This is a genomic window from Nocardia carnea (assembly GCF_029868325.1).
GTDB lineage: Bacteria > Actinomycetota > Actinomycetes > Mycobacteriales > Mycobacteriaceae > Nocardia > Nocardia carnea_C.
Map to the genome: position 1 here is coordinate 1 of NZ_JARWNW010000169.1, position 21535 is coordinate 21535.

Genomic DNA, 21535 nt, shown 5'->3' on the forward strand with positions numbered 1-21535 from the left:
CCGGCCCGGGGCGGCGGGGGGGGTTGGGGGGCCCCCGGCGGCCGGGGTGGGCAGCGGCTCGTCTCGGTCAGGGACCTGGACGGGAGCTGCTGCCCGAGTCGGTTCAGGGAAGAACCTGGGGAACGACGTCGGGATTCAGCGCACCGACCAGCGCGCCGATCAGCCCACCGAGAACCGGCCCACCGGAACCGGTGGCCGATCCGACCGCCGAGCCGATCCCGGCTCCCAGCGCAGCGCCGTTCAACACCGGATCGGGGTACTGGGCGCCCGGGTTGGTTGTGACGTCCTGCGGCTCCTCCAGCGGAATACCGGCGACCGGCGTAGCCCGCGTTTCGGCCGTCGACCCGGCGGCAGCGGAGGCGCCTCCGGCGACGACGGTGGTGGCAATCAGCGGCAGCGCCGAGACGACGACGGCTCTGGCGACTTTCTTCGAGATCATTGTTCGCCTTTCGAGCGAGTTGCGAAGTAGCCGAAGAGTATCCGTCAACACAAACAATCGCCAGCGCTGGCAGGGCGCGGGCGCGGTGCGCTCGCCGCGCTCGACGCCTCGGCGCGTCAGCTCCCCAACCCGGCTCTGCTGCGGCAGCCGACGCTGCGGCAAGAGGCGCAGAGCACCTCCGCGCTGGAAGGAACCTATGCGCCGCTGGAGGAAGTTCTCGGAGTGGACACCGACGAGCAACCCGCAGACGCGGCGATGCGCGAGGTGTTCAACTACGTAATCGCCGATGATCAAGCTTTTCGGTGGATCGGTGAAGGCCGGGCGCTCACCGTGGGGCTGCTCGAGTCGCTCCAAGGCACTTTGGTGGAGGGGATATCTGCCGATACCGGCCAAGCCGGCCGGATCCGGAATATTCATCGGGAGCCACCGTGGCGCGCGCGTGTCGAACTCGGGCGGCAGGCCGGCACGTCCGTAAGGGGCGATAACGCGGCGCTGCGCACTGGCGACACTTCGGGTATGGAATTCATTTTGGTAGCACTCGCTGCGGGCTATATCGCTATCACCCAGTTCCTCGGCGGTGTTGCCCAGGCCTTGGGCTCGGCCGGCCTGTAGCGGGCACGCGGCCGGCTTCGCCCAGCGGGAGGCCGATACGGCAGTGAGTGGTTGCGCCGTCCTGGTCGCCTGTGCTCTTCCGATCCCACACCACGCAGCGAATCCACGCAGTGTCTCCGTTGACCGTGCTTCCTGGCGGCCCAACGCACGCACGGTTTCGTGCACCATCGGGTGGTACCGGGTTTGGGTCGGTGCGATTCGTCGCGCTGTGTGCAACGACGAGAGCGAGCCCGTCCGATCTCCGTGCAACAGAAACGCGCGTACCAAATCTATGTAATGATGGCCGGCGCGCTCACGCGGGGTGCCCGCGGGCAATTGCACCTTCGCCGACCGCTTCACGTCCTCGGTGCCGTCCAGCATTTCTACGGCGAGGCCCACGGACCAGATCCGCACATTCGTCGGGCCGAAGCACAGCCGGTAATCGTCACGGTCCACACCGATACGAGCGGCGGTCTCGGTGGCCTCGGCGAGATGCGCATCCGCAGTATCCCTGCGCCCGGCGCGGACGACCTGCTCGCTGCGGGTCTCCCGTGGGTAGGACGGTTCCAGTAGCGCGGTGACGCCGACCTTCAAAGCCCGCGCGCAGGCCGAGATGAACGAGGGTGAAGCGGGCGCGCGCCCTGCTCTACGGCCTTCACCAGGGATGCCGAAACATTCGCCTCGGTGGCCAACCGGGCTCGAGTCCAGCCGATGAGCTTGCGCTCTTCGGCTACACGAGCCCCGCGCCGTCGGTTTTCTGCTCGGTGCTCATGGCATCACATCCTGCATCGGCCCTTGTTCCCATGGTGCCAAAGTTTTTGTCCTTTCGGTGGATTGGGCGCTACCAGCCTTGACCTCGAATTCAGCTACCGACAACGACATCGAGGTGCTCTTATGCAGAAGGAGACACCGGCCCTGCCTGTTCGGGCCCCGAACAACCTCGCCATGGCTGCGGCAGTGCGGCTTTGGCAGGTTGGTAGGAAATGGGTTGCCGACGACCCGGCGATGCTGCGCCGGCTCGCGGACGGATTACGGGCGCTACCTGCCGACCAACCCACCCCCCGCGCTACCTGTCGCGGGAGCCGATTCGCGGGTACGCGTACGCCCATCAGGTGATGGATGTTCATGCCGCGCATCGCTGCCCGCGTTACGGGGTGGCGGCGGCGTATGCGGCGCAGGCGCGCCGGTGACCACCCTGCGGCGGGCGGTCGTGGTCTGCCGGAGCAGTTGCGACAGCGGGGAGGTCGTGGAACTTGCGCAGGCCCACGGTCTCCGCGTGGTGCACACGGTCTATACGGACACTGGTCCCGAGCTCACGGCGCGGATCGCCGTCCAGCACGCACTCGACCACGCCGTCGAGGTGGTGCTGATTCCGTATCTGACTGGACGGGAGGTCCGGGAAGCGCCGGTGTGGCAGGCGATCACCTGGATCGCGGAGCTGGTGACTTCGACCGGTGCCCTCGAGAACGGATCGTGAAGGAACCGGACTCGGTCGTACGGGGTGAGCGCAGTCGAGCACGCTTCTTCGCTGCCGACCGTGTACCCGGAAAGGGCCGGAGTCGGCGAAAATCGGTTGTCCGCGCCGGGCGGAATGCACAGGGTGTACGTCATGGACTTGGACTGGAACGCGGAAATACGAGGCCAGCTGGAAACGCATTGGTCGAGGCAATTGCGCGCCCGGCTCGACGGGCTCACCGACGAGGAATACTTTTGGGAGCCGGTGCCGGGTATGTGGTCGGTTCGCCCGGCGGAGGGCAGGTTCGTCTGCGATTTCGCGATACCGCCGCCGGAGCCGGCTCCCGTGACCACGATCGCGTGGCGGCTCGGGCATGTGATCGTCCTGCTGGAGGCGGGTCTGGAACGATTCGGCCACCCGCCCGTCGATTTCGCCTCGTTCCGCTACGCCGGGACAGCGGCGGCGGCGCTCGAGCAGCTCGATACTGCCTACGAGGCGTGGATCGGCGGTGTCGCCGGTCTCGGTGTCGCCGGGCTGACGGAACCGGCGGGACCGGCGGGCATGCTCGCCGACTGGTCGACTGCGGGGATCGTGCTCCACACGCAGCGGGAGCTGCTGCACCACGGTGCGGAGATCGCGCTGCTGCGGGATCTCTATCGAGCCGGTCTCCGCTGACATTCGGTTGCCGGGTTCCCTGCATCGCCGATCGACGGTGACGGTTCTCCGCTACTGATGCCGGGCCTGTTGGGGCGCACAAGTAAGGCCCGGTACGAAACCAGGTTCCGTACCGGGCCTTACTCATGGATACATCAACATGGCCCCGGCCCGCGCCGCCGGAAGCGGCACAATCAGCTCAGGCGTTCGATGATCATCGCCATACCCTGACCACCGCCGACGCACATGGTCTCCAGACCGAACTGCTTATCGTGGGTCTGCAGGTTGTTGATCAGTGTGGCGGTGATGCGGGCGCCGGTCATGCCGAACGGGTGGCCGAGGGCGATGGCGCCGCCGGAGACGTTCAGTTTGTCCTCGTCCATGCCCAGTTCGCGGGCCGAACCGAGGACCTGCACGGCGAAGGCCTCGTTGATCTCGTAGAGATCGATATCGCCGATGGTCTTACCGGCCAGCTTCAGTGCCTTGCGCACCGCTTCGATCGGGCCCAGGCCCATGATCTCCGGCGACAGGCCGGAAACACCGGTGGACACGATGCGGGCCAGCGGGGTCAGACCCAGTTCCTTGGCCTTGGTATCGCTCATGACCACCAGCGCCGCGGCGCCGTCGTTGAGCGGGCAGGCGTTACCGGCGGTCACCGTGCCGTCGGGGCGGAACACCGGCTTGAGCTGCGAGATCTTCTCGTAGCTGGTGCCGGGGCGGGGGCCGTCGTCGGTGGAGACGACGGTGCCGTCGGGCAGGGTCACCGGGGTGATCTCGCGTTCGAAGAAGCCGGCTTTGATGGCTTCCTCGGCGCGGTTCTGCGACCGCACGCCCCAGTGGTCCTGATCCTCACGGGAGATACCGGTGAACGAGGCGACGTTCTCCGCGGTCTGACCCATGGCGATGTAGATATCGGGCAGGTCGCCGTTTTCGCGCGGGTCCTGCCAGCCGGCGCCGCCCTGCGCCCGGGTGGTGGTGCGCTCCTCGGCGGCGGCGTAGAGCGGGTTGTGGGTATCGGGCCAGCCGTCGGCGGTGCCCTTCGGGAATCGCGACACGGTTTCCACACCGGCGGAGATGAACGCGTGACCCTCACCGGCCTTGATCGCGTGGAACGCCATGCGGGTGGTCTGCAGCGACGAGGAGCAGTACCGGTTCACGGTGGTGCCGGGCATGTAGTCGTAGCCCAGCTGGGTGGCGACGGTTTTGGCGATATTGAAACCCGCCTCACCGGCCGGCTGCCCGCAGCCGAGCATCAGGTCGTCGATATCGGCGGGTGACAGGGCGGGAACCTTGTCCAGTGCGGCGCGCACCATCTGTGCGGCGAGGTCGTCGGGCCGCATGCTCACCAGCGACCCCTTGTTGGCGCGTCCGATGGGAGAGCGAGCAACGGAAACGATGACGGCCTCTGGCATGAGGACTCCTTAGTCGAGGAGTGTGCGCGATCCGAAACTGCCCGATCACGCACACTCGCGGGGTACGATCCCTTCGAATCTACGTCGCGGGGGCCCGTGGGGAAATATCCGCCGTGGCCATATCCCGCTGACCGAGCGCGACCAGCAGTTCCGGTAGCAGATGGTCGGCGGCCAGCGCGTAGCCCGCGGCCGAGGGGTGGAAGCCGTCGGCCGAGAACAATTGTTCGGGCGCGGCCCGGAAATCCTTGCTCAACAGGTCGCCCATCGCCACGATGCGCCCGCCGGCCGCCCGGGTCGCCGCCGCCTGCGCGCGGGCCAGTTGCACACTCCACCGTTGCACCACAGTGCGCAGTGGTTCCGGAATGGCGGCGACGCTGCCCAGGTCCGGGCAGGTGCCGACCACCACGATGCTGCCCGCGCCGTGTAACCGGCTCACCGCCGCGCCGAGCCGTCGCGCGGAGCGGCCGATGGAATGTTTCTTGGTGACGTCGTTGGCGCCGACCAGGATCACCGCGGCGTCCGGTGGCGGCCCGGCCACGAACATCGCGTCCACCTGCCCGGCCAGTCCTTTGGACGTGGCGCCGGATATCGCCTTGGTGCTCAGCCGGATCCGCCGCCCGGTCGCCTCGGCCAGGCCGTGTGCCAGCCGGACCCCGGGGACTTCGGCGGCGGTCCGGCAGCCCAGACCGGCTGCGGTCGAGTCGCCGAAGATCATCAGGTGCAAGTCGGCGTACTTGCCGGTGCGCCAGGGTTCGTGCCCGTCCGGTGCGTAGATCCCGTCGGCTTCGGGCGGCTTGGAGGTATCGCGGCCGATCATGCCCCGGGCGGCACCTGCCTGCGTGGTGAGTAACCGGTAGGCCGCCCAGGACGCGGTGCCCGCTCCCGAACCGAGCGCCACCGTCGCGGCCCCGGCCACCGCGGCCGTCCGCCATCCGATCCGAGTCTCGCCCATGTGCGGCGATTATATTCGCGCACCGGTCCGCGTGCGGGTGAGCGAACTGCTGCACTATCCGCCCACCCGCATCCGAGCGTGCACTGAGGTCCGGCTGTTACTGGCGCTGTAAGAACGGCCGGCCGCCGGGAGATGTCATCGACCCGGCCGCCGCCGAAGTCGTCAAGGACTCACGTGCCGTTCTTTATCGTTCTTACTCACACGTTCTTCATCACTTTCTTTCTCGAGTGAGAAAGAAAGTGATGAAGTAACCGACAATGTGATGGTCCGGGCGCCCGAAATTCCTCAGCAGGCGGGGGCCGGCGCTACGCAGGTACGACGAAGCTGCCGTGGGCGGGGATGCTCGCGTGGTTGGTGGTCACGGTGACCTCCACACGTCCAGGCCCGGTGTCCTGGAACAGGGAGTACTGGATGCTGCCGTAGATACCGGTCACCACATTGTTGACGTAGCTACCGGTGGCGCCGGTGTCGAGATTGCGCCAGGACACCGTGGTCATCACTTCGCACAGTGGGGCGAAGGGGTGGATACCGGAGCCCACGCCGACGACCGGGTTGGCGCGGACGTTGATCACTGCCCGGCCCGGCCATTGCGGGCCGGTGTCGGCCCAGGTGCGGATGCTGGTTCCGCATAGCCCGCCGTAGGCCAGGGTGGGGACATCGGGGAAGGAGTGGGTCGCGGCGCCGGCCGGTGCTGCGGCCGCGATCAGCGCAATCGCCGATCCGGCCAGAAAAACGGTGGCGCGCGCGAGCTTCGGCAGCCTCATAGGTACCGGATCCTAGATGCTCGGGCGTGGTGCCGCCGGATTTGCGGGCGGTGGACGCGGCGGGAGTGGCGGACCACGCCGAGGCCCCCGGCAACGCCTCTGCAACGATGGGGGTATGCGCATCGCGGATCATGTCGTGGACCTCATCGGCAACACCCCGCTGGTCCGATTGAACTCGGTGGCTCCCGCGGGGGCCGGGCTGGTGGCGGCCAAGATCGAGTATCTGAACCCCGGCGGTAGCTCCAAGGACCGTATCGCGGTGAAGATGATCGAGGCGGCCGAGAAGTCGGGCGACCTGCAGCCCGGCGGGACCATTGTCGAACCCACCTCGGGGAACACCGGTGTCGGTTTGGCGCTGGTGGCTCAGCAGCGCGGTTACCACTGTGTATTCGTCTGCCCGGACAAGGTCAGCGAGGACAAGCGCAATGTGCTGCGGGCCTACGGCGCCGAAGTGGTGGTGTGCCCGACGGCGGTGCCGCCGGAGCACCCGGACAGCTACTACAGCGTCTCCGACAGGTTGACCCGCGAGATCGAGGGCGCCTGGAAACCGGATCAGTACTCCAACCCGAACGGCCCGGACAGCCACTACGAGACCACCGGCCCGGAGATCTGGCGCGATACCGAGGGCACGGTGACCCATTTCGTCGCGGGTGTCGGCACCGGCGGCACCATCACCGGCGCCGGCCGCTACCTCAAAGAGGTGTCGGGCGGGAAGGTGAAGGTCATCGGTGCCGATCCGGAGGGCTCGGTGTATTCCGGCGGTACCGGCCGGCCGTATCTGGTGGAGGGTGTAGGCGAGGATTTCTGGCCGTCGGCCTACGATCCGGCGATCCCGGACGAGATCATCGCGGTTTCCGATGCGGACTCGTTCGATATGACCCGCCGCCTCGCCCGGGAAGAGGGCCTACTCGTCGGCGGTTCGTGCGGGATGGCCGTGGTGGCGGCGCTCGAGGTCGCCCGGCGCGATCCGGACGCCGTCGTGGTGGTGCTGCTGCCCGACGGTGGCCGCGGCTATATGTCGAAGATCTTCAACGACCGGTGGATGAGCTCCTACGGGTTCCTGCGCACCCCGCTCGACGGGTCCACCGCCGAAACCCTGGTCGGCGATGTCCTGCGCGGTAAGTCCGGCGAACTGCCCGATCTGGTGCACACCCATCCCTCGGAGACGCTGCGCGACGCCATCGAGATCCTGCGCGAGTACGGGGTATCGCAGATGCCGGTCGTCGGCGCCGAACCGCCGGTGATGGCGGGTGAGGTGGCCGGCAGCGTATCCGAGCGGGATCTGCTCTCGGCCGTGTTCTCCGGTCGCGCGCAGCTCACCGATTCGGTGGCCCAGCATATGAGCCCCTCGTTCCCGCTGATCGGGTCCGGTGAACCGATTTCGGCGGCCACCAAGGCGCTGTCGGATACCGATGCGCTCATGGTCGTCGAGGACGGTAAACCGGTCGGTGTGATCACTCGCCACGATCTACTGGGCTTTGTCAGCACCGGGCGCACCGTGCACTAGCAATTATTCCGCAATCCGAGGTTCGAGCAGCTCTCCCGGGGTATAACCAGTCCGGTACCGATCGTGGCAAATGCCACGTTCGTTCGGAGAGCGAAGGGAAGGGCTTGTGCGAACCTCGAGTTTGGCAATCGATTTCCAGCAGGGTTTCTCTGACGCGTGGAGTTCGATCGCGACCTTCGTACCCAAGCTCGCCGGCTTCCTGGTCATCCTGCTGATCGGCTGGATCATCGCCAAAGTTGTCGCGACGATCGTCGACAAGGTGCTGGAGCGGGTTGGTTTCGATCGTCTGGTCGAGCGCGGTGGGATCAAACGGATGCTTGCGCGCAGCAAATACGACGCCTCGGATCTGCTGGCGAAAGTGGTGTACTACGCGATCCTGCTGATCGCCCTGCAAATCGGCTTCGGCGTGTTCGGGCCGAATCCGGTGAGCGATGTGATCGACGGAATCGTGAGTTGGCTGCCCAGGCTGTTCGTCGCGATCCTGATCGTCTGCATCGCGGGTGCCATCGCGCACGCGGTGAGCGATCTGGTGAGCAATGCACTGGGTGGTCTCAGTTACGGTCCGATGATCGGGCGGATCGCATCGGTGTTCATCTGGGGTATCGGCATCATCGCCGCGCTGAACCAGATCGGTGTGGCCACTGCGGTCACCACGCCGATCCTGATCGCGGTCCTGGCGACGCTCGGCGGGATCCTGGTGGTCGGTGTCGGTGGCGGTTTGGTCCGGCCGATGCAGCAGCGCTGGGAGAACTGGCTGGGCGGGCTCGAACAGGAGATGCCCGCGGTGCGCGGTCACGCCGAGGCGTATCAGCGTGGCCGCGAGGACGCGTCCCGGCAGCGGGCCGGTCAGCAGCCGGTCCGTGGACAGGCAGCTGGGTCCCGCACCCCGGAGCAGTGGGATGAGCCGCAGCCCGCACAGGGCGGATACCGCGGCGACACCGGTGAGTTCGGGCAGCAGATGCCGGGTAACGATTACCGGCAGCAGTACGGCAATCAGTACGGCGGTCAGCCGCCCTACGGTGGTCAGCCGCCCTACGGCGGCGGTGGGGAACCGCGCCACCTGCGGTAGCCCACGTCGTCACAGTGATTCTTCCGCCGTGTGCCGTTCCGGTACACGGCGGAGGACTGTAAGGGGACTGTCCCGGCGTGCGATCGCTGTGCTCCACACTGCGGCCGCTCCCGACCGGGCACACGTGGTCGCCCGGATCCGATTCCCGGAAAATCGTGGCGCGGTCACGGGGCCCCGTGCGTCGTCGGCCGTGCGGGCGTCGGCGGCGGCGAGGTAGACGGCGACGTCCAAGGGGGGCGGCGGGGCCGGGACCTCGGCGAATTCGCCGGGGCAGCGCGCCACTGCCCGGCACCGTGGACCATCCGGGCCACGGTGCGAGTGAAGACCAGGGGTCAGAATGCCTTCGGTGCCGCAGGGGCGACGCAATAGCTGCTGTTCAGGTAAGCACCGGCCAGGCGCAGATGCAGCCATTCAGCGGTGGCCCAGTCGGTGGGCTCGGTGATGGGCTCGGTCAGCTCGGCCAGCAGTCCGCGGATATATCCTGCGAGCAGGACGGTGGCCGGGACCTGATCGGCCGAATCGACACCCAGATCGAGGATGTCGCGTACTGCGGCGGCATGCTGATCCAGTTCCGCGGACAGGCCGGGCAGCGCCGCTGCGGCAGCGAGTGCCGGGGCCCCGTGAGTTCGGTGGATACCCTCCAGGAAACGTCGGGCGGAGATTTCGAACAAACGGGGACCCAGGGCGAACATTGCTCGATCGTAACAACACGCCGCCATTTATCCGATTGTGATATTCAGCGCAACTCCGCAGGTGGGGCCCGTGGAAAGGTCAGCTGCGGCGCCGTACCTGTTCGGCCCCGGTGACCAGATCGGTCCACTCGTCGGCGAGCAGGGCGAGCCGGTACCACGCCGCGTGCACCCGATCGTCGGATACGCGTTCGCAGTGGTGCAGCAGATGGTTCGCGTGCACATGTGCCGCAGCCATCCGGTCGATCGTCGTCCCGAGTGAATCAGCCCGCAGCCGGTGGGGCCGGGCCGCGGTGGCCGCAGCGCCGGCCCAGCGGTCGATCAACTCGACCACCTCCGCCCGGCGGCAATCGATCCCGGCCGTCGACAGTGGATCGCCGTGCCGGCGCCGGTGCAGATGCGCCAAGGTGTTCGCCCAGGTGAGCAACGGTTGCCCGGCCGGTTCGTATTCGGCGGCAGTGAACGCGGCGACGAGCTCGCGCTGATCCGGTAATCGCAGGGCGACCGGGCGGCCACGCGAATTCCGCGCGCCTCTCGAATTCGGGGTGGCTGCGGTGGCCGGCCGCCGATTGCCCGGTCCGGGCGACTGCGAATTCATAACGCACCTCCGTGTACTTCGCCCGCAGCGTTTCCCGACCCGCTTCGGACGCGCTATCAGCGTGCGCTGCCCGCCGGGCAAACGGGTGACACGAAGATGGCCCGAGGGTGACGGTTGGTAACAATGTGCTCCGCTCGGGCGGGACGCGTTGTGAGGCAGCGCATTCGCCGCGAATGTGGACGGCGTGCGCCGACCGGGGGAACGGCTCCGGCTTGCTCGGCGGCCGCGGTGTCGACGGGCCGCGGCGTGGATTGCGGCGGAACGGGATCGGCGCCGGCCGGCTCCTGGAGCTCACCGGCCCGGTGCGGCGGCACTGTAAGGCCCCCGAGCTGCGGGTTCCGTCCACTGTCCCCGGGGCAGCCGCAAGACCCGACCGGCGTGCAACGGGCCGGAACCCGACGTTTAGGGTGGGGTCATGAGCGAACTGGGATTCACCACCAGGGCTGTACACGCCGGTTACGATCCCGATCCGCGCACCGGCGCGGTGAATGTGCCCGTGTACGCCAGCTCCACCTTCGCCCAGGACGGCGTGGGCGGGCTGCGTGACGGGTACGAATATGCCCGCACCGGCAACCCCACCCGCACGGTGCTGGAGGCCAACCTGGCCGCCCTCGAATCGGGCCGGTACGGCCGGGCGTACGCCTCCGGTATGGCCGCCACCGACTGTGCGCTGCGGGCGATGCTGCGGCCCGGCGACCATATCGTCATCCCGGACGACGCCTACGGCGGCACTTTCCGGCTGATCGACAAGGTTTTCACCGGCTGGGGGATCAGCTATACGGCGGCCGCCGTCGCCGATATCGATGCGATGCGCGCCGCCATCCGGCCGGAAACGAAGCTGATCTGGGTGGAAACGCCCACCAACCCGCTGCTCAATATCGGTGATATCCCGGCGCTGGCCGATATCGCGCACACCTCCGACGCCAAACTGGTGGTCGACAACACGTTCGCGACCCCGTACCTGCAGCAGCCGCTGCTGCTCGGCGCCGATGTGGTGGTGCATTCGACCACCAAGTACCTCGGTGGCCATTCCGATGTGATCGGTGGCGCGCTGATCACCGACGACGCCGAGCTCGACGCCGCCTTCGCCTTCCTGCAGAACGGTGCGGGCGCGGTCCCGAGCCCGTTCGACGCCTTCCTCACGCTGCGCGGCACCAAAACGCTGTCGCTGCGGATGGATCGGCACTGCGATAACGCCGAAACCCTCGCCGAGTTCCTGTCCAGGAATCCGGCCATCAGCAAGGTCATCTACCCCGGGATGCCGGAACATCCCGGCCATGCCGTCGCCGATAAGCAGATGCGGCGGTTCGGCGGGATGATCTCGGTACGGCTGGCCGGCGGCCTCGAGGCCGCCCGGAAGCTGTGCTCACAAACCGAGGTGTTCACCCTCGCCGAATCGCTCGGCGGAGTGGAATCGCTGATCGAACATCCCGCCGCCATGACCCACGCCTCCACGGAAGGCTCGGACCTGGAGGTTCCGGCCGATCTGGTACGCCTCTCGGTGGGGATCGAGGACATCAGCGATCTGCTGTCCGATCTCGAGCAGGCACTGAGCCGATAGGCCGGCAGGGAGACGAAGATGAACGAGCGGGCCCCAACCGGGAATGGGGTTGGGGCGCGGGGTTGGGTTTAGGGGGAGCCGCGGGCCCAAACCCCCGGGCGGTGGGCGGGCGCCCCCCGGTGTTTTGGTTGCGGGGCCCCGGGGCGCACTCCGCCGCGGACGTCACATCAGCTGTGGTAGGGCTCGGCGCTGACCAGCGTCACCTTCATGGTGTTGCCGTTGGGCAGGGTGTATTCACGCGTTTCGCCGACCTTCGCGTCGATCAACGCGCCGCCCAGCGGGGAGCTGGGGGAGTAGGTCTCCAGGTCGCCGTCGCCCAGGCCTTCCTCGCGGGTCGCGATGAGGAAGGTCTCGGTATCGTCTTCGTCACCGTCGTAGTAGACCTTCACGACAGACCCCGGCAGCGCGACACCGGACTTGGTGGGCGCCACCCCGACCTTGGCGTTGTTCAGCAGTTCCTGCAGCTGCCGGATCCGGGCTTCCTGCTGGCCCTGTTCCTCGCGCGCCGCATGGTAGCCGCCGTTCTCCTTGAGGTCGCCTTCTTCGCGGCGCTCGTTGATCTCGGCGGCGATGACCGGACGGTTGGCGATGAGCGCGTCGAGTTCGCTCTTGAGCCTGTCGTGCGACTCCGGGGTAAGCCAGGTCACTTGGGTCTCAGTCATCTCGATCACTCCCTAGTAGTTGTCCCCGGCAGGCCGGGATTCCTGATCACTGCCGCACGACCCACCCGCAGGCAGGCATGCTTCAGCCGACGGCTATCGCGATCTGCGGGAAGTTCGAATACCCCGACAGCCTGATGCCGGACCCTTTCGCCTACCCGGCATCGACCGCGTCGGCCGCCAATGCAGCAAACACGGCTCCGTGCCCCGGAACCGTGTGTGAAGCCATTTTAGCATGAATCACAAAGATGCAGGTCGGAGAGTTTTTACTGGAGGGTCTGCAGGGTGAGAGCGGATTTCACTCGGTCTCGAGGTACCCGGGCACGTTGTCGGTGCAGGTGTAGATCGCGGCCGAGGCGGGCGGTTCGCTCGTCTCGATAACGGTGCTCACCTGAACTGTCTGCTCCGCGCCCGACGGGGCGATCACGACCTCGCGGCGGCCGATCTCGGTGAGGTCTCGGGACATGGCCCGCACCACGCAGACCACCGGTACCGACGGGTCGGACCGGGTGAGCCGGATCCGCAGTTCCACCGAGGAATCGTCGAGCACCGAATAGCCGAGCTGTTCGGATTCGATGTCCTTCGGGCCGAATTTCGTCCAGCCCACATAGGCGACCCCGATACCGGCCAGAACGACTACGCCGGTGAGCAGCGCGCCCATCCGGCGCCATCGTCTCGGGCGCGGCGCCCGGCCGTAGCGATCGGTGTAGTGGTCGTCACTGCCCGCGCCGGTCCCCCCGCGGGAGGCGCCGGCGGGGTCCGCCGCGTCGGTGCGCCCGGGGTCGGACGTGGGCTCGGTCATTATCAGGTGCTCCCGGGGGGTAGGTCGGAACAGAATGGGTCCGGATGGAACTATAGGTAATGAAGTCCGAACACCCGCGACCGAGAGCGACGGTGAACGAGAAGTGAGTGGCCTTCGCCTCATGGCGGTGCACGCCCACCCCGACGACGAATCCAGCAAAGGCGGTGCCACCACCGCCCGCTATGCCGACGAGGGCAATGACGTCCTCGTCGTCACGCTGACCGGCGGTGAACGCGGCAGCATCCTCAACCCGGCCATGGACACCCCCGGGGTGCTGGAACGGATGAACGAGATCCGGCGCGAGGAGATGGCGGCCGCGGCCGCCGCCCTGGGTGTGCGGCAGACCTGGCTGGGTTTCGTCGACTCGGGGCTCCCCGAGGGCGATCCGCTGCCGCCGCTGCCCGAGGATTCCTTCGCCCTGGTGCCGCTCGAGGTGGCCACCGAGGCGCTGGTCCGGGTTGTCCGCGAGTTCAAACCTCATGTGATCACCACCTACGACGAGATGGGTGGTTACCCGCACCCCGACCACATCCGTTGTCATGAGGTGTCGGTGGCGGCGTACGAGGCCGCGGGTGATCCGGAGAAGTTCCCGGACGCCGGAGAACCGTGGACGCCGTTGAAGCTGTACTACGACCACGGGTTCTCCATCCGGCGGATGGAAATTTTCGCCGAGGAGTACGCGAAGATGGGTGAACCGTTCCCGATGCAGGAGTGGCTGGACCGCTCCCGCAAGTACGCGGTCGAACGGGGTGACATCATGGCCAGGGTGACCACCCAGGTGGAATGCGGTAAATACTTCCCGCGCCGCGACGACGCCCTGCGCGCGCACGCCACCCAGATCGATCCCAACGGTGCCTTCTTCGCCATCCCGCTGGAGATGCAGCAGCGGTTGTGGCCGACCGAGGAGTTCGAATTGGCCCGCACCCGAGTACGCACCGATATCCCGGAGACCGACCTGTTCGCCGGCATCACCGATGAGTACCGCTGATGATCGTGACGCAACTCTCCGTATTCGCCTCCGGGGTGCTGGCACAGACCCCGGGCACCCCGACCGGCCCGGAGTTCGGTAAGGCCTCCCCGCTCGGCCTGGCGGTCGTGCTGATCCTGCTTGCCGGGACGTTCCTGCTGGTCCGGTCGATGAACAAACATCTGAAGAACCTGCCGGAAACTTTCGAACCCGAACATCCCGAACCGGATCAGGCGGCCGACGAGGGCACCGACCCCGGCGCGGCCCGCCGGACCGAAGAGTCGTCGAACGGTGCCGCAAACGATTCCGAGCGGTCTTCCTAGCTGTCTCGGCCCGAGCCGGTGGATTCACGCCGGCTCGGGGCTCGGCTACCAATCGAGCAGTCCGAGCCGGTGCAGGTGCCGGAACACCATCAGTGACCCCGGCGCGACCTCGGGCATGGCCGCGTACTCGCCACCGGTGAAATACCGGAATTCCGCGATCTCCCCGGTGGGTTTCGGCTCGTCGGTGACCTCGGCGAGAAAACAGGTCATGTGCAACTGGGTTCCGCTCGCGTGGCCGTACGCCTCTGCCCGGAAAACCCCCAGTTCGCTGACCTCGGAGACCCCGACCCCCAGCTCCTCCCGGATCTCCCGGTGCAGCGCCTGCAGCGCTGTCTCCCCGGCATCGATCTTGCCGCCCGCCATGTAGAAAACGGACTTTCCGACCGAACGGGTCTGGATCAGTCGACGGTCACGAAGATGGGCCAGCGCGGCAGTTCTGATCACAGATGCACAGTAGAAGACCACACAGGTGTCACCCGGTTACGGGTCGGGCCGCCCGGGGTCAGCATTCGTTCGGCGCGGGGTCGCCACGGAGGCGGGCGTCGATCCAGCCGCTGAGTTCGGGATAACCGCTGACATAGCCGAGCAAGTGTTCGCCGCCGACAACCCGGAAGACGCCGGGAACACCGCGGTCGCACTGCTGGCGATACATGCGCTCGGCGTCGGCGAGCGGGATCCACGGATCGTGTAACCCGTGGTAGATGAACAGCGGTACGGGTGATGTCCGGTCTGTCAGGTCCAGTTGCTCGAATATTTTCGTGGCGAACGGGGTGTCGAGGGCATGCGCGGTATTCGCCGCGACATCGATCGGGATGCCGACCACACCGAGGGGTCCGGAGGTGTCGCCGCAGATATCACGCAGCGGTGAGGACGCGACCCATTGTCCGAGATGGTTCATATGCCGCAGGATTTCGGGACGTTCCCGCGAGACGGCCAGTGCCACTGTCAGAAGGATCCCGGACGAGATATTGCCGTTGAACTGGTGGGCGACGTTCGCATTGTCGGTCACCAGACCACCTGCCGCCGCGCCCACCAGCGAATCCGCCAGTTCCGGTGCGTACTCGTCGAGCAGCATCGCCGTCGCGTAGGCGGCGATCGCGCCACCGGAATAGCCCACGGCCACGTAGCGGCTGTCACCGAATTCCGCCGGTTCGTGGGCGCGGACAGCGCGAATCGAATCGAGCATCACGTGTCCGGCGATATTGGGTTCGGCGTAGGCCATCAACGGGCCCTCGTGGTCCGGCATGAGGACCGCGTATCCCTTGTTCAGCGCCCACCACACCGACGGCAGGAAGACCGGGAAATCGCCGTTGGGCCGATCCAGGAGGTCGTGGGACAGCTGGAAGCCGGGGGTGCAGTGCGTGCCGAGCGAATTGATCGGCATCGCGTTCACCTCCACCGGGCGCGGCCCGGGGCCGGTCCATTCGGCCGCCGGCACGATCAACGTCGCGGTTCCGAAGGATGGACCGCCCGTGGCGGAGGTGGACCGGAACTTCAACAATGTGGCCCGCGCGATGGGGGTGGCCATGCGCAGGGCGGCAGTTGCCGTGATGTCGCGCGTTTCGATGATCCGGCCGGGCGGCAGCTCGGCGAGATCGGCGGGCCAGGTGTCGAAGATCGGGTCGTCGACCGCCGACGGCAGCACCCCGCGCCACAGCGCTTCGCCGGGGTCGCTACCTGTGAATTGTGGTGGAGCCGGGATCGTGTTGTCGATCCACTCCTGCATAGGAGACGGATTCGGCCCCACCGGCTCGGTCGATGGATCCGCGTGGGCATGCCCGCCCAGTGACGCACAACCGACAAGCGCCGTAACCATGATCGCCAGAAGCGACTTCACGCGTACCTCACCCTCTGTTCACCACACTCGCACCAGTATCGGCAGCCGCCTCCGATGAGCCACAAACCGAGGCGCGAAATCGGTGCAATCTCACAGTGAATCATTCATGGAGCCTGTGGTTTTCGCCACGGTGTCGACCGGATCAAGATCAGTAGAATGGCTGCGCTGCTCGAAACGCACATGCGTCACAGCGTTCGGCGACGAGTCGGCATCGATCAACAAGGCAGCCCGGAATGCCTGTTGTCGCGGACCTGTTCACCGATCGCTGAAGGATGTGCAATGAACAATCGACATGCGCGGCTCTCTCGCGGGCGGTCGTTACGCATGCTGATGATCACGAGCACGATCGGTTGCCTGCTGCTGACCGGACAGCATTTTGCCGCTGCCGAGCCGGCGACACCGTCCGAGCTGCAGGAGCAGATCGATGACGTGATACCCGCACCGCCCATACCGCCGGCCGCCGCGCCGCCGCACGCCGATATGTCCCCCGAACTCGCGGCGTTGTGGCGCGCGGTGCAGTCCTCGCCGACCGGCGATTCGATCTTCGATACCTGGCCGGAGGACCTGGCTGATTCGAGTCCCGGCGATATCCTCGAGCAGCGCGATGTCACCGCCACGGCAGGCGAGGTGATCGGCGCGCCCGTCGGCCGCGCCCAGTTGCTGAAATACCGTTCGACCTCCGCGACCGGCGAACCCTCCTACGGCACGGCAACCCTGGTGACCCCACCCACCGCATGGACCGGACCCGGCACCCGGCCCGTCCTGGTCGACGCCCGGCCGATCAACTCTCTGGGCAAGCGCTGCACACCCGGCTACGTGCTGGCGCACGGCCTGCTCAGCGGCGGTAACGTGAGTGGAAGCAGCGCCACCGATGCATTTCCGCCGACCGCCGCCACGGCCCTGAGCCGGGGCTACGCGGTCCTGGTCCCCGATCACGAAGGGCCGTGGATGGCCTACGCGGAACCCAATGTCGCCGGACAGGTCATCCTCGACGGGATTCGCGCCGTCCGGGCGCTACCGGGTGATGAATTCGCCGACAGCCGTGTCGCCGTCGGCGGATACTCCGGCGGCGGCATCGCCTCATACGCCACGGCCATGCTGCTCGACGAATACGCGCCGGACCTGACCGACGTCGTCGTCGGTGTGAGCACCGGCGGGCTCGTCACCGACAACCGCGATATCGCCGACCGATTCAACGGCAATTTCGCTTCCGGGGTCCTCCTGGTCGTCGTGCTCGCGATGGCCCGTGAACACCCCGAAATCCTCGGGCACCTGAACAATCTGGCGCAGTGGGCGGCGACCTCTCCCATCAAGAACGCCTGCGGGGAAGTCGCCGGCCCGATGGGCGTGGTCGGCATTCCGATCGACGTGGCCGCGAACATCGCCAACCCGCTCGACAGCGATATCGCCGAAGAGATCTTCGCGCGCACGGACCTGAGCAGCCATACCTCGGGGGCGCCGTTGTACATCTACCACGCGGCGCATGATCTGTGGATCCCCATCGAAGGAGCTCGGGAGCTCTACCGGCAGCAGTGCGCACGTGGCGTTCCCGCGGTGTTCCGTAGCGAACCCGGGGAGCACGTGACCGGCCTCGGCACCGGCTTCCCCGGTTCCTTCGCCTGGCTCGACGCCCGGCTACGCGGCGAACCCGCCCCCGACGAATGCGGGTAAGGGACGACTACAACTACGACGACTACGACTACCCGGCTCGGCCGGTTCTCAACGTCCGAGGACGGCGTCGACCGCTTCGACGATGGCAGTGGGTTGGTCGATCGGAATTCGGTGACCGGCGTGCTCGGCGACCGATATTCGGCCGTACGGTGACTGCCCGGCCAGGGCCCGGTGATCGGCGTCGAGGTGTGCCAGCTGTGCCGCCGGCATCCTGGGGCGCTTACCGGCGGTGACGACGCGTAGCGGTACCTCGGGAAAGTTGCTGTGCCGGCGTGCTTCCGCTACCTCGTGTACGGCGTTCTGCATACCGTCCAGTGTTGTCGCCAAGCTGCGCAGTGACCGCGCGTTCTTCCCGGTGAACGGCGCGCTGAGCCGCAACAGGAGCGGGACAAGCGCGAAAGAGGCCTTTCGCGCGAGGATCGAGCCCGGTGGCTCCCGCGTCGCGGTCGGGTCCACGAAGACCAGGCCCGCCACACTCTCGGGGTGGCGCAGGGCATACATCTGAGTGACGAGCCCCCCGTAGGACCAGCCCACGAATACCGCGGGTAGTTCCGCGTCCAGGCCGGCGGTGAGCCGATGTAGATCTTCGGCCATCTCCGTGACCGTGCGTGCCTGCGTTCCGGTCGATCCGCCCACCCCGGCGCGGTCGTAGGTGACCACGGTCGCCCGCGCGGCCAGCGCGGCTTCGAGTTCCTCGCCCCAGCCTTCCACACCCTCTCCGGCGCCGCCGCATTCCAGGATCACGGTTGGACCGCTGCCGCGAATCCTGGTGCGCAGCAGGTGATGCCCCGTATCGATCATTCTCGGTGTTGCGGCTTTCGTGGGCTCTCTATCCACCATGACGTCAATTTAAGTTGACAGCACTGGCTTGTCAACCTAAATTGACCAACGCTGTCCTGAAGCGCGTGGCGTCGGGTATGGGGTGGGTGGCCGGGTTCCCGGGAATCGCAACAGTCCGGCGACGGTTGTCTCAGGACTACCGAGATGGGACAGTGGCCGGTCGCGGCCGGTATCACTCGGGGCCTCCGAGTGATGCGCGGACGCCCCCGCTTCGACGTCGACGACGGCACACGCAAGGAGAACACCGAGAAGTTCATAGCGGCCTGTCCCGGCGGCGACCTCAACGCACTGATGGAGCTGCTCGCGGCCGAAGTGACTCCGTGGAACGACGACGTCGTCGTCACCGCCGCCCGCTCCGTGGCCCCGATCCGTCCGGCGGCCTCACAATCCGGACGGCTGTGTCGTCACAAGAGGTAGCACGTTCAGTCGAGCAGCAGGAGATTTCCGATATGGCCGTATCCGACAACTCCAGGTCCCGCGCCGATCGAATCCAGGCGGATGACGCCGAGCTCCGCCGCCGGATCGACAACGCCATCGAAGCGCTGCGAGCCAAGGATCTCGTAGCCCTGAAGCAGCTGTACACCACCGACGTCGTGTCCTTCGACATCGAGCCGCCACTCCAGCATGTCGGAATATCGGCAAAACTCGAGAACTGGGCGAGAGTTTTTCAGGTCTTCGAGACCGTTGTCTATGAGGTTCGCGACCTGTCCTTCAGTATCGGCGACGATGTGGCGTTCGGGCACGCCTTCGCGCGTCTGCGCGGCATATTGACCGACGGGACCGCGACGACCGGGATCTGGGTGCGGGTTACCTATGGCATGCGGAAGATCGACGGCACCTGGTTGATCGCGCACGACCAGGTCTCGGTGCCACTCGATATGCCGAGCGGCAAAGGTGTGGTCGACCTCGAACCGTGACCGGATTGCCGTCCGCCGACGAATCCACCGAAACCTCCGAGCCCGACAGCCGGAGCCGGACCAGGAAGCCGACGGGGGCGAGCCCGGTGCAGCCTGCCGGAGCCACGGCGGATATGGATGCCCAGCAGCCCATAGCCCGTCCGGGTGATGGACCGGCCGGTGGCGCGGGTCGAAGCGAAACCCGAAGTACCTGCGATATCTGACTTTTCACCGCGTCATGTCGTCATGGTGGTGAGGCGGTCCGGACCCGATGATCCGGCGACTGCCGAATCGTAGGTCAACCGGGACGTCGCGACGCCGCGCAGATCAGGCATATCGGGAGTCCCCGAGCAGGAGGAGAAGATCATGTCTCACGCGAAGGCGTCGATCGGGACGAAGGCGGCGGCTGTGGCCGGCGTTCTGCTCATCGGTGCGGTGCTCACCGCATGCGGCGCGGACGACGACGGTGCGGGCGGTCCCACCCCACGCGTCGAGATCATCGAAGCAGCCGCGCTGACCGATCAGCTCGCGTTTCCGGATCTCGGCGAGCCGGGGCCCGGTCTCGGTGATATGGCCGTCTACTCGGGCAGCATCCGACAGGATGGTCGTCGGATCGGGGATGGTGGTGGTTCATGTCAGACCATCCATATCGAGGGCGCCGAGATCACTATGCAGTGTGTGCTTACGGCGCAGCTCGAGCGGGGGTCGTTGACCATGCAGGCGGTATGGGTGCAGGGGACGAGTCCGCTCGATCTGGCGATTACCGGCGGTACCGGCGCCTATCGGAACGCGACCGGTACCGCGCGGTTCTGGGATATCAATACTCCGGATGAACGGATGCGTGCCGAGGTCGTTCTCCCCGAGGAATGACGAGCTGCGGCGTGGCGCGGGCTGTTCTGTTCGCGACTCATGGACCGGTGGCGGAACACGTCACGTGGCCGACGACCGCCAAAGGCGCAGTTTCTCCGGATTCCGGATCGCCCAGATACGGGTGATCCGGCCCGCGACGATATCGAAGGCGTGCACCGAGACAATCGCGTCGTCGAGTACCGCAACCAGGCCGGGCCGGCCGTTCACAGTGCGCTCCAGCAGCGTTCCCGAGGAGACGTGCGGGATGCGTGCCCAGGCCCGGGCGATCTGCTCGCCGCCGTGGATCGGGTCCCGGAAGGCCGGTGCCAGTCCGCCGCTGTCGGCAGTCGCGACGGCCGCCGGATCGAGCAGGCCGATCAGCGCCGCGAGATCCCGTGCCTGCCATGCCCTTTTGAATTTCCGGACCACCTCGGCATGCTCGGTGCCCGATGGACCCTGCCGCACGGTATCGAGGCGGCGGCGGGCATTCCAGGCGAGTTGCCGGCAGGCCGCGGGGGTGCGTCCGACGATCTCGGCGACCTCGGTGAACGAGTAGCGGAAGACATCGTGCAGGACGAATGCCACTCGTTCGGCGGGAGTCATGGCGTCCAGTACGACGAGAAAGGCCATACTGATCGACTCGTCGAGGGTGATCCGGTCGGCCGGATCCTCAGGGACCGAACCGTCGAGCCATTCGGACCGGTCCGGTATCGGTTCCGGAATCCATTCCCCGACATAGCGTTCGCGCCGGACGCGTGCCGAGCGGAGCTGGTCCAGGCAGATTCGGCCGGCGACCCGGGTCATCCAGGCTCCCGGCGTCACCACCTCGTTACGCTGCTGCTCGGTGAGCGTGTACCAGCGTGCGTAGGTTTCCTGCACCACATCCTCGGCCTCGGCCAGCGAGCCGAGTAACCGGTAGGCGAGGTTGATCAGTTTCCGCCGCTCTGCGATCACCGCGGCTGATTGTGGGTCGCCCACATCCGGCTCCTTCGGTCGATG

General features: G+C 66.9%; 24 protein-coding genes. 12 read left to right on the forward strand and 12 right to left on the reverse strand.

Annotated features, from left to right (window positions below):
• Window positions 1-103 precede the first annotated feature (103 nt).
• On the reverse strand, window positions 104-439 hold the full coding sequence (locus QH196_RS13175) for a hypothetical protein (protein WP_280416064.1): 336 nt from the start codon (window positions 437-439) through the stop codon (window positions 104-106).
• A gap of 66 nt (window positions 440-505) precedes the next feature.
• On the opposite strand from QH196_RS13175, the gene QH196_RS13180 reads away from it, so the two are divergent.
• From QH196_RS13180 to QH196_RS13190, 3 genes are all read left to right on the forward strand, one after another.
• Window positions 506-1051 (forward strand): Fic/DOC family N-terminal domain-containing protein, encoded by a 546-nt coding sequence (locus tag QH196_RS13180; RefSeq protein ID WP_280416088.1) that lies wholly within the window; start codon window positions 506-508, stop codon window positions 1049-1051.
• Window positions 1052-2216: 1165 nt separating this feature from the next.
• On the forward strand, window positions 2217-2507 hold the full coding sequence (locus QH196_RS13185) for a hypothetical protein (protein ID WP_280416065.1): 291 nt from the start codon (window positions 2217-2219) through the stop codon (window positions 2505-2507).
• 132 nt (window positions 2508-2639) lie between these two features.
• Entirely contained in the window at window positions 2640-3161 is a 522-nt protein-coding gene (locus tag QH196_RS13190; RefSeq protein WP_280416066.1) for a DinB family protein, read from the forward strand.
• A 173-nt stretch (window positions 3162-3334) separates the two neighbouring features.
• Here QH196_RS13190 and QH196_RS13195 read toward each other — a convergent pair whose 3' ends face one another.
• The 3 genes from QH196_RS13195 to QH196_RS13205 all read right to left on the reverse strand — a co-directional run bounded on the left by QH196_RS13195 (window position 3335) and on the right by QH196_RS13205 (window position 6268).
• Window positions 3335-4552, reverse strand: coding sequence for an acetyl-CoA C-acetyltransferase (locus QH196_RS13195; protein ID WP_280416067.1), 1218 nt, complete (start codon window positions 4550-4552; stop codon window positions 3335-3337).
• Between the two features lie 79 nt (window positions 4553-4631).
• Window positions 4632-5504, reverse strand: coding sequence for an SGNH/GDSL hydrolase family protein (locus tag QH196_RS13200; protein ID WP_280416068.1), 873 nt, complete (start codon window positions 5502-5504; stop codon window positions 4632-4634).
• Between the two features lie 305 nt (window positions 5505-5809).
• Complete coding sequence (locus QH196_RS13205) at window positions 5810-6268, reverse strand: hypothetical protein (RefSeq protein ID WP_280416069.1); 459 nt, start codon at window positions 6266-6268, stop codon at window positions 5810-5812.
• Window positions 6269-6383: 115 nt separating this feature from the next.
• Here QH196_RS13205 and QH196_RS13210 point away from each other — a divergent pair, with 115 nt between their 5' ends.
• Together QH196_RS13210 and QH196_RS13215 are read left to right on the forward strand one after the other, a co-directional pair.
• The gene (locus tag QH196_RS13210; protein ID WP_280416070.1) at window positions 6384-7775 is read left to right on the forward strand and encodes a cystathionine beta-synthase; all 1392 of its coding nucleotides are present in this window, start codon (window positions 6384-6386) and stop codon (window positions 7773-7775) included.
• Window positions 7776-7881: 106 nt separating this feature from the next.
• Window positions 7882-8844 (forward strand): mechanosensitive ion channel family protein, encoded by a 963-nt coding sequence (locus QH196_RS13215; protein WP_280416071.1) that lies wholly within the window; start codon window positions 7882-7884, stop codon window positions 8842-8844.
• A 332-nt stretch (window positions 8845-9176) separates the two neighbouring features.
• Here QH196_RS13215 and QH196_RS13220 read toward each other — a convergent pair whose 3' ends face one another.
• Together QH196_RS13220 and QH196_RS13225 are read right to left on the reverse strand one after the other, a co-directional pair.
• The gene (locus QH196_RS13220) at window positions 9177-9536 is read right to left on the reverse strand and encodes a DUF6401 family natural product biosynthesis protein (protein WP_280416072.1); all 360 of its coding nucleotides are present in this window, start codon (window positions 9534-9536) and stop codon (window positions 9177-9179) included.
• Between the two features lie 79 nt (window positions 9537-9615).
• Entirely contained in the window at window positions 9616-10131 is a 516-nt protein-coding gene (locus QH196_RS13225) for a DUF4254 domain-containing protein (RefSeq protein WP_280416073.1), read from the reverse strand.
• Window positions 10132-10546: 415 nt separating this feature from the next.
• Between QH196_RS13225 and QH196_RS13230 the strand changes: the two genes are divergently transcribed.
• Entirely contained in the window at window positions 10547-11692 is a 1146-nt protein-coding gene (locus QH196_RS13230) for a cystathionine gamma-synthase (RefSeq protein WP_280416074.1), read from the forward strand.
• Between the two features lie 167 nt (window positions 11693-11859).
• Here QH196_RS13230 and greA read toward each other — a convergent pair whose 3' ends face one another.
• Window positions 11860-12354 (reverse strand): transcription elongation factor GreA, encoded by a 495-nt coding sequence (gene greA, locus QH196_RS13235; RefSeq protein ID WP_062973789.1) that lies wholly within the window; start codon window positions 12352-12354, stop codon window positions 11860-11862.
• A gap of 295 nt (window positions 12355-12649) precedes the next feature.
• Window positions 12650-13012, reverse strand: coding sequence for a DUF4307 domain-containing protein (locus QH196_RS13240; RefSeq protein ID WP_432278152.1), 363 nt, complete (start codon window positions 13010-13012; stop codon window positions 12650-12652).
• A gap of 262 nt (window positions 13013-13274) precedes the next feature.
• Here QH196_RS13240 and mca point away from each other — a divergent pair, with 262 nt between their 5' ends.
• Both mca and QH196_RS13250 read left to right on the forward strand, forming a co-directional pair.
• Entirely contained in the window at window positions 13275-14141 is an 867-nt protein-coding gene (gene mca / locus QH196_RS13245; RefSeq protein WP_280416089.1) for a mycothiol conjugate amidase Mca, read from the forward strand.
• Complete coding sequence (locus QH196_RS13250; protein ID WP_280416076.1) at window positions 14141-14443, forward strand: hypothetical protein; 303 nt, start codon at window positions 14141-14143, stop codon at window positions 14441-14443. The genes mca and QH196_RS13250 overlap by 1 nt, the downstream gene beginning before the upstream one ends.
• Window positions 14444-14488: 45 nt before the next feature.
• On the opposite strand, the gene QH196_RS13255 is transcribed toward QH196_RS13250, so the two are convergent.
• A complete protein-coding gene (locus QH196_RS13255) occupies window positions 14489-14887 on the reverse strand; it encodes an NUDIX hydrolase (protein ID WP_280416077.1) in 399 nt (132 codons plus the stop codon).
• Window positions 14888-14945: 58 nt separating this feature from the next.
• Complete coding sequence (locus QH196_RS13260) at window positions 14946-16280, reverse strand: lipase family protein (RefSeq protein WP_280416078.1); 1335 nt, start codon at window positions 16278-16280, stop codon at window positions 14946-14948.
• A gap of 279 nt (window positions 16281-16559) precedes the next feature.
• Here QH196_RS13260 and QH196_RS13265 point away from each other — a divergent pair, with 279 nt between their 5' ends.
• Complete coding sequence (locus tag QH196_RS13265; RefSeq protein ID WP_280416079.1) at window positions 16560-17951, forward strand: lipase family protein; 1392 nt, start codon at window positions 16560-16562, stop codon at window positions 17949-17951.
• Between the two features lie 48 nt (window positions 17952-17999).
• On the opposite strand, the gene QH196_RS13270 is transcribed toward QH196_RS13265, so the two are convergent.
• Window positions 18000-18791: an alpha/beta fold hydrolase gene (locus tag QH196_RS13270; RefSeq protein ID WP_280416080.1), complete on the reverse strand. Its 792-nt coding sequence runs from the start codon at window positions 18789-18791 to the stop codon at window positions 18000-18002.
• A 144-nt stretch (window positions 18792-18935) separates the two neighbouring features.
• On the opposite strand from QH196_RS13270, the gene QH196_RS13275 reads away from it, so the two are divergent.
• From QH196_RS13275 to QH196_RS13285, 3 genes are all read left to right on the forward strand, one after another.
• Window positions 18936-19208 carry a hypothetical protein gene (locus tag QH196_RS13275; protein WP_280416081.1) on the forward strand — a complete coding sequence of 91 codons (273 nt, stop codon included), beginning with the start codon at window positions 18936-18938 and terminating at the stop codon, window positions 19206-19208.
• A 32-nt stretch (window positions 19209-19240) separates the two neighbouring features.
• Window positions 19241-19708, forward strand: a complete 468-nt coding sequence (locus QH196_RS13280) for a YybH family protein (RefSeq protein WP_280416082.1) — start codon at window positions 19241-19243, stop codon at window positions 19706-19708.
• A 345-nt stretch (window positions 19709-20053) separates the two neighbouring features.
• Window positions 20054-20557, forward strand: a complete 504-nt coding sequence (locus QH196_RS13285) for an allene oxide cyclase barrel-like domain-containing protein (RefSeq protein ID WP_280416083.1) — start codon at window positions 20054-20056, stop codon at window positions 20555-20557.
• A 60-nt stretch (window positions 20558-20617) separates the two neighbouring features.
• Here the strand turns inward: QH196_RS13285 and sigJ are convergent, their stop codons facing one another.
• Window positions 20618-21514: an RNA polymerase sigma factor SigJ gene (gene sigJ, locus QH196_RS13290; protein WP_280416084.1), complete on the reverse strand. Its 897-nt coding sequence runs from the start codon at window positions 21512-21514 to the stop codon at window positions 20618-20620.
• Window positions 21515-21535 lie beyond the last annotated feature (21 nt).